This window comes from Candidatus Protofrankia californiensis (genome assembly GCF_900634765.1).
GTDB lineage: Bacteria > Actinomycetota > Actinomycetes > Frankiales > Frankiaceae > Protofrankia > Protofrankia californiensis.
The window spans coordinates 22,441-30,367 of sequence record NZ_CAAAFT010000026.1; the positions used below are offsets into that span (position 1 = coordinate 22,441).

Below are 7,927 nucleotides of genomic sequence, written 5' to 3' on the forward strand. Positions count from 1 at the left end.
GAGCGTAGAGCATCGGTGTTGTCACGGATGTGGCAAGGCCGATCTCGTCCAGGGCGGCCTTGCCAAAACCGATCATGATGATGGCGGCGCTGACGGTCGCCGCCGTCCCGGCGTAGGGCAGGCCGCTGAGGGCGTTCCCGACACATGCATGCGCGGCGGACGCCAGGGTTGCGCCGACCGCGAGGACGACGCACGCGAGTACGGCCTGCGCCAGCAGGAGGACGAGGTCGTGGACGAGGTTGCTCACCGGGTTGATGCCGAACACGCCGAGTGCCAGCTGGAGGAGCACCAGCAGCGCGATGGCGAACGTGATCCGCATGAGGCCGATGCGCAGGTCGGGTGCGGGACGACGGAGCACGCGGGTGAGCCCGCCCCGGTCGAGCAGGTTGTCGGCACCGGCGCGGACCAGGAGACGGTTGACGGTACTGACCAGGCCGCGGGCCGCCAGGCCGCCGGCAATCATGATGAACGCGAACGTCCCGATCTTCGGCACGCTCTGGATGACGGATGCCCACGCGTCCGGGACACCCTGATCCCATCCGGCAGCCTGCGGTACCAATAGTCCTCCTCCGTCTAGAGGGCCGAAGGTGGCGCGATCATGTTTTTCGCGCCCGGGGTTCCGCACCGGATCGGTGGTCGAACGACGACTTCTGGAACATGCCGTAAGTCCCCACAGGGGTGACCGCTAACAGAACACCTCATACACAGCGATCGCGTCATGTTGCCACACGATCGCTGAAAGTAGCTTTCGTGTAGTCCGTCCATGGATGCCCAGGACAAATAGGACGCTCGGGCTCGGACGGACAGCCGGCGGGCCAGGGGCGGTTCAGGTCCGGCAGGCCCAGGTCTCGGGCCGTTACTGATTGGCGACCTTCTACTGGCTACTGGTTGGCGACCTTCCGGACGATCTGCCTGGCGACCCGGTTCACGACAGCCTGGTCGGGCTCGTCGAACACCCGGCCGACCACGAAGGAGCTCTGGACCTGGCCGGAGAACACGAACATCAGGTCGAACGTCATCGGCACCGCCGGCCCGTCGAGGGTCATCGACACCTTCACCCTGGTCAGCGCGGTGACGCCGGCCGGGGGCTTGCGTACCGACGTCGACAGGACCGTGAACGTGCTGCCGTCGGGCAGGTCGGCGGCTTCGGTGTACCCGCGCTTGAGCAGGCTGCCGACGCAGGGGGGGAAGGACGGCTCGGCGGTGATCCGGACTGCCTGCGTTATCACGTCGGCCGGATAGACTGCCGCCACCGAACCCATGAAGACCAGGTTGTCGCTCGTGGAGAAGTATGGTCCCTTGGCCGAGTCCAGCGGCTCGATCCTCGGATCGGTCCCCGACCTCCCCATGCACGAGGCGAAGCTGGTCATCGCGGCGACGGACAGGGCCCCGCGGTTGTCCAGGGACGTGTTCGCGTTGAAGCCGGCGGTTTCCGGACCCTCGGTCAGCACGTAGTCTCCCGCATGCAGATTCGTACGGGCGGCGGCTGACGCGACCGGGGCCGCCGGCTGCTCCGGATCCGTGCTACCGGCAGGCTTCCGCGATCCTCCACAGGCGCTGGCGGCAAGCGCCAGCAGAAGGCCCGCAAGGGTAAGGCCAAGCATCCGGACGCGACAGTGACGCGCTGGCCGGGACGTCTCCATGACCTTCTACCCCCTGGTTGCGGTGGAGCGTTAGGCGGGTTCCCGATTGGTCCAGTATGCACCGATTGCATGGAGTAATATTACTGTTACAGCTACCCGGTGCCGTTCCGCGCTACTGGCTGGGCAGTGCACCACCCGCGAGCGGCCCGGGTGGCCGGGGCGTGCCATCCGATGAATCGTGCCTGACCAGGCGGATGTGAGGATCCGACCGTGATGACCGACTCTTCTCCCGCCGGCACCGGCACCGGCACCGACACCCGTAGCGGCAGCGGTGCGGCGCCTTTCGTCCCGTCAGGTGCTGACCTCGCCGGGCTGGCCGCGGCAGCCGCATCCTGCCGGGGCTGTGACCTGGCGGACCTGCCCGACACCCGGACCGTCTTCGGGGAGGGAAATCCGCATGCGCGCCTGGTCCTCGTCGGAGAACAGCCGGGTGACATCGAGGACCGGCGTGGTCGGCCATTCGTCGGGCCCGCCGGCAAGCTGCTCGACCGGGCGCTTGCGGACGCCGGAATCGACCGGGCTGAGGCGTATGTCACGAACGCGGTCAAGCACTTCAGGTACCGCAGGAGTGACGGTCCGCGGCGTATCCACCAGACACCGGACGCCCGGCAGGTCACTGCCTGCAGGCCATGGCTGGCGGCCGAGCTGAACCGGATCAGGCCGCTGGTCGTCGTCCTGCTTGGCGCGACCGCGGGGCAGGCGCTGCTCGGACCGTCATTCCGGGTGACGAAGATGCGCGGTCGATTACTGCCCGGGCCGCCCGGGTCGGAGGCCCAGCTGATCGCCACACTGCATCCGAGCGCGGTGCTGCGGGTCGACCCGGCCACGCGGGACGAGGTCTACGCGGGGTTTGTCCGCGATCTCCAGCTTGCCGAACGCACCCTTGCCGGCATGTCGACCTGAAACGTTGGACTGATTGGCTGATGCACGTCCGGTACCGGCCGGCGGGAAGCAGCCCGTGATCTCGGGTCTGCCGGATCACGGACCGCCGGCACGGACGCCTGCCCCGGGCAGGCGTCCGTGGTACTGACGGGCGCCCACCCGAGGCGGGCCCAGCGGGTCAGACGACGATCTCCACCGGCGTGCCTAGCGGCAGCAGGCGCGCGAGTCGGGTTATGGCGTCGTTGCTCACCCGGATGCAGCCGTGGCTGACATCCTGACCGAGCAGGTTGGGCTGGTTGGTGCCGTGAATACCGATCACCGGGGCTCGTCCCTCGAACGATTCGAGGGTGGTCGAGAAGCCGCTGAGCCCGAACGCATAGGGCCCGTACGCCCCGGCCGGATTACGGGGCTGCAGCAGTTCGGTCAGGTAGAACTTGCCGCCGGGGGTCGGGGTGTCGCCCGTTCCGACGGCGATCGGCTCGTCGAGGACGACCGCCTGCTTGTCATAGACCCGCAACCGGTGATCCTTGCGGGCGACCACCAGACGGTAGCCGGTCTGGCTGGCCTTCACCTGGGCCGCCTTCACCCAGCCGGTGCTGCCGGCGGGCTGGACCGGCAGCAGCACCTGCCACCAGTCGGGCAGCTTCGCCACCACCAGGAAAACCCGCGGGGCGCCGGCTTCGTTCGGGTTGCCCAGATGGGAGGACGGGGTCGTGGCGATCGGCGATTTGTAGATGTCCACCTTGGGGCCCAGCGCGGTCACGATGGTGGACATCCCGTCCGGGTTGACCGATGTCGCGGCAGCGAGTTCGCTGTGGACCGGCTCCGGGATGGACGTGCTCTCGGGCGCCTTCGGCGCGGGAGCCGCCGACCCTGTGCCCCCACCGCATCCGGTGAAGGCAATCAACCCGGCGAGGACGAGTAACGAAATCTTCGCGCGTCGGATGGACGGTGCGGCCTTGGACAAGGAGGTGGCCTTGGACAAGGAGGCCGACACGGACGTGGATACGGGTGTGCTGCCGGAAGGCGCGGCACCAGCAGGCATACCGGTGGACGATACGGCGTGTGCCGCCGCCCCTGGTGTGGGGCGACGGCACACGATCGAACCCAGAATCATCATCCTGTGTAGTAGACCTTGTCCGTGACGACAGCGTCCGCCGGTGTGGAGACCGGTACGGTGCCTGTGTCCGTGGTCTCGGTGGCGGGTGTCGGCGTGCCGGGGCACTCGGCCACGCCGATGGCGGGGATCGCCTTGAGCAGATTACCCGTCACCAGGTCGAACGGGGTGGCCAGGATCGCGTCCACGGCGGAGGAGACGAGGGTGATGACTCCACCGGGCGGAATCTGGCCGGTGTCACCCTTCCGCTTGGTATCGAACCAGCCGAACCCGTAGGTCTTGTCGGAGATGTTCTTCAGCTTCCACTGTGGGCCCTTCGGGCCACAGGTGTGAAGGATCGACAGTGGCTGAGCCACCAGGTCGCCCACCTTGCTCAGATCGATGAGGCCGGTGAGGTCGACCGGTAGACCCGGGACGAGAGTGAGTAGGTTGTGGAGCACGTCCGGCGACAGCTGCGAGACGTCCGGCGGAAGGTTGGCGGGGAGGTTCGGCGGAAGATTGGTGGGGATGTCCGGCTGCTCCGGCACGGACTGCTGGACCGAGTCCGTCACCTGCCCTTTCAGCTGGTCCGCCACCTGGGGGGGTTCTACCCCGCCGTTTGTCGCCCATGCAGCCGGGGCGGTTAGCCCGATCATCATTGACCCGATTGCGCAGGCTAGAGTCAGCCGTGTCCTGCCTAAACGCATTGTGTTTGCCCCCTCAAGGCCTTCGGCGTGCCGGAAGCGGGCCTGTGGCCTCTGTCACAGCAGCGTGTGCGAGGGATGCTACCAACAGACCTCGGGTACTCGCGCGCAGGGTCGCGGGTTGTGATCCAAGATGTAAATAGGTGTCCGGAAATTGTGTTTCTGTAGACTATTCGATTCGTTCGGCCGGCCGGATTATCGATTCGTCCTGGCCGTGAAGCGGCTCTTGGCGGTCTGCCTCAAAGGGCTTCCCTAAAGAATTTCCCGCTGCATAGTGTCTCACGGTGACAGGCGCTCGATGACCCAGTGCCCGCCCGCGTGCAGGTGGCCATGTTCGCCGGTACAACTGTCTTCGTCATTACTGGTCCAGCGGTAGCGGAGCCGGTCGTGAAGCCGGTCGGGACGTCCCTGCCAGAACTCGACCGTTTCCGGGACGAGCCTTATCCCGCCCCAGAACGCGGGCACCGGGATCTGCTTCGGTTCGGGCCAGTAGGCGTCCAGTTCGGCCCGGCGCCGTTCCAGACGGTCCCGGGAGTCGATCACCTCGGACTGCCGGCTCGCCCACGCCCCGAGCTGCGAGCCGCGCGGCCGGGAATGGAAATACGCCGCGGTCTCGACGGGCGACACACCTTCGAGCCTGCCGATGGCGATGATCTGTCGCTCCAGGGCGTACCAGGGGAACACCAGCGAACCATACGGGTTCGCGGCGGCCTCCCGTCCCTTTCGGGAACCGAGGTTGGTGAAAAGCGTGAAGCCGCGTTCGTCGAACCCTTTGAGCAGGACGGTCCGGGCGCTGGGCCGGCCTCGGGCGTCCGCGGTCGCGAACACCATCGCGTTCGGCTCGGGCAGCGCCGACCCCGGCTCGGCGGCCACCGCGGACGCCTCCGCGAACCAGCGCGCGAACTGGGCCATCCAGGTGGTGGCGAGGTCGGACTCGTCCAACCCGCCTGCGCTGTAGTGACGCCGTTGGCTTGCGGGATCGGGAACCGGCAGCCGAGCGTGGTTCGGGTAGGCGGACACACGACCGATCGTGTCACCTTCCTACGGCTATCCAAGCGCAGGCTCCCAGACCATTGATCATCAGACCGCGAGTCCCCGGAACGCCGGAACACGAGTGATCTTGAGGACTGTGAGTGACCTGCGCCACGCCGGGAGGGGCCGTCCTGGCCGGCGAAGCCCGGTCTGCTGGGTAAGTTCGACCGCGCTCGCCGTGGGGGCGGCAGGTGGCGTCCTGCCGGGCTATGGCACCGCTTCCGATGACAGGGCAGGATACAGGCAGGCAATTGCGCACGATGATGCAACCAGCTCACATCAGTTATCGGCTGGCGTTTGGCCTGTCGGGACCCCGCAGCGCTGCCAACGCGACCGGCCGGAGGAGACAGGAAGCGGAGCCCCGGACTTCGATGGCTGAGAAGACAAGTGACTTCAAGCCCGGCCTCGAGGGCGTGATCGCTTTCGAGACCGAGATCGCCGAGCCGGACAGAGAAGGCAGTGCGCTACGGTATCGCGGCGTCGACATCGAAGATCTCGTCGGCAAGGTGGATTACGGCCACGTGTGGGGGTTGCTCGTCGACTCCTCGTTCGAGCCCGGTCTGCCGCCGGCGGAACCGTTCCCGCTGCCGGTGCACTCCGGCGACATCCGGGTGGACGTGCAGAGCGCGCTGGCGATGCTGGCTCCCTACTGGGGGTTCGGTCAGCTCATCGACATCTCCGACGCCCAGGCGCGCGACGACCTTGCCCGGGCGTCGGTGGTGGCGCTGTCCTTCGTCGCGCAGGCGGCCCGCGGCCTCGGTCAGCCCGCCGTCCCGCAGAAGGAGGTCGACCGGGCCCGCACGATCACCGAGCGTTTCATGATCCGATGGCGGGGTGAGCCGGACCCCAAGCATGTCCAGGCGGTGGACGCCTACTGGGTGTCCGCGGCTGAACACGGCATGAACGCATCCACGTTCACCGCCCGGGTGGTGGCCTCCACCGGCGCGGACGCGGCAGCCGCCCTGTCCTCCGCGGTGGGGGCGCTGTCCGGTCCGCTGCACGGTGGCGCTCCGTCCCGGGTGCTTGCGATGCTGGACGAGGTGGAGGCCACCGGCGACCCGGCCGGATATGTCCGCCGTGCGCTGGACCGCAAGGAACGGCTGATGGGCTTCGGTCACCGTGTGTACCGCGCGGAGGATCCCCGCGCCCGGGTGCTCCGTCGTACCGCGCGTGATCTCGGCTCGAACCGTTACGAGGCGGCCGAGGCGCTGGAGGCGGCTGCCATCGAAGAACTCACGAACCGGTACCCCGACCGGCCGCTGCGGACGAATGTCGAGTTCTGGTCCGCGGTTGTGCTGGACTATGCCGGGGTACCGCCACACATGTTCACGTCCATGTTCACGTGCGCACGTACTGCTGGATGGAGCGCCCACATCCTGGAACAGAAGCGCACCGGACGCCTCATCCGCCCGTCCGCCCGCTACGTCGGCCCGGCCCCCCGGCCGCTCGGAGATGTCCATGTCTGACCAGATCGTCATCCCCGGACATCTGCGTCCGGTCGACGGACGTTTCGGCTGCGGACCGTCCAAGGTCCGCCCCGAAGCGGTGGCCCAGCTTGCCACCACCGGCACGTCGCTGCTCGGGACGTCGCACCGGCAGAAGCCCGTGCGCGCTCTGGTCGGGCGCATCCGTGCGGGACTGGCCGAACTGTTCTCGCTGCCCGACGGCTACGAGGTGGTGCTCGGCGTCGGTGGGGCCACGGCCTTCTGGGACGCGGCCGCCTTCAACCTCGTCCGCGAACGCTCCCAGCACCTGGTGTTCGGGGAGTTCGGCGGCAAGTTCGCCGACACGACAAGGGGCGCGCCGTTCCTGGCCGAGCCGTCGGTCGTCTCCTCGGCACCGGGCAGCCACCCCGAATGGGCACCCGAGCCGGGTGTCGACGTGTACGCGACGCCGCACAACGAGACGTCCACGGGTGTGGCGAAGCCGGTTCGCCGTCCGGTCGGGGCGGACGCGGGCGCGCTGCACCTGGTCGACGCGACGTCGGGCGCGGGTGGTCTGCCTGTCGACCTGTCGCAGGTCGACGCCTATTACTTTGCGCCGCAGAAGAACTTCGCCTCTGACGGCGGCCTGTGGGTGGCGCTGCTGTCCTCCGTGGCGCTGGAGAGGCTGGCCCAGATCGCCGCGTCCGATCGGTGGATCCCGCCGTTCCTGGACCTCACCACCGCCCGGGACAACAGTTCCAAGGACCAGACGTACAACACCCCCGCGGTCGCCACGTTGTTCCTGTTCGCCGACCAGGTCGAGTGGATGCTCGCCCGCGGCGGCCTGGACTGGTGCGTGCGCCGTACGGCCGAGTCCTCGTCGATCCTCTACACCTGGGCGGAGAAGGCGATCTACGCGACGCCGTTCGTCGCCGACCCGGCACAGCGCTCCCAGGTCGTCGTCACGATCGACTTCGAGGGTGTGGACGCGGCCGTGGTCGCGAGCACTCTGCGCGCGAACGGCATCGTGGACGTGGAGCCGTACCGCAAGCTCGGCCGTAACCAGTTGCGGGTGGCCTGCTTCCCGGCGGTCGAGCCGTCCGACGTCGAGGCGCTCACCGGCGCCATCGACTACGTGGTCGAACG

Annotated in this window: 8 protein-coding genes; 3 read left to right on the plus strand and 5 right to left on the minus strand. The window is 68.0% G+C overall.

The genetic code is table 11. From position 1 onward, the window contains the following. A partial coding sequence (locus DD1DGNOD_RS26355) for a mechanosensitive ion channel family protein (protein ID WP_430827741.1) occupies window positions 1–559 on the minus strand: 559 nt, incomplete at its 3' end. 322 nt (window positions 560–881) lie between these two features. Continuing rightward, on the minus strand, window positions 882–1,451 hold the full coding sequence (locus DD1DGNOD_RS01175; protein WP_131764722.1) for a hypothetical protein: 570 nt from the start codon (window positions 1,449–1,451) through the stop codon (window positions 882–884). Between the two features lie 405 nt (window positions 1,452–1,856). Here DD1DGNOD_RS01175 and DD1DGNOD_RS01180 point away from each other — a divergent pair, with 405 nt between their 5' ends. After that, window positions 1,857–2,546, plus strand: coding sequence for a UdgX family uracil-DNA binding protein (locus DD1DGNOD_RS01180; RefSeq protein WP_131769241.1), 690 nt, complete (start codon window positions 1,857–1,859; stop codon window positions 2,544–2,546). A gap of 157 nt (window positions 2,547–2,703) precedes the next feature. On the opposite strand, the gene DD1DGNOD_RS01185 is transcribed toward DD1DGNOD_RS01180, so the two are convergent. The 3 genes from DD1DGNOD_RS01185 to pdxH all read right to left on the minus strand — a co-directional run bounded on the left by DD1DGNOD_RS01185 (window position 2,704) and on the right by pdxH (window position 5,354). Continuing rightward, window positions 2,704–3,522 (minus strand): L,D-transpeptidase, encoded by an 819-nt coding sequence (locus tag DD1DGNOD_RS01185; RefSeq protein WP_241255385.1) that lies wholly within the window; start codon window positions 3,520–3,522, stop codon window positions 2,704–2,706. A 119-nt stretch (window positions 3,523–3,641) separates the two neighbouring features. Beyond that, entirely contained in the window at window positions 3,642–4,217 is a 576-nt protein-coding gene (locus DD1DGNOD_RS01190) for a hypothetical protein (RefSeq protein WP_131764723.1), read from the minus strand. A gap of 387 nt (window positions 4,218–4,604) precedes the next feature. Then, window positions 4,605–5,354 (minus strand): pyridoxamine 5'-phosphate oxidase, encoded by a 750-nt coding sequence (gene pdxH / locus DD1DGNOD_RS01195; protein ID WP_131769243.1) that lies wholly within the window; start codon window positions 5,352–5,354, stop codon window positions 4,605–4,607. A 374-nt stretch (window positions 5,355–5,728) separates the two neighbouring features. Between pdxH and DD1DGNOD_RS01200 the strand changes: the two genes are divergently transcribed. After that, window positions 5,729–6,823, plus strand: a complete 1,095-nt coding sequence (locus DD1DGNOD_RS01200; protein ID WP_131769244.1) for a citrate synthase 2 — start codon at window positions 5,729–5,731, stop codon at window positions 6,821–6,823. Beyond that, window positions 6,816–7,927: phosphoserine transaminase (gene serC / locus DD1DGNOD_RS01205; protein WP_206442871.1), on the plus strand; the 1,112-nt coding region annotated here is incomplete at its 3' end. The genes DD1DGNOD_RS01200 and serC, both read left to right, overlap by 8 nt.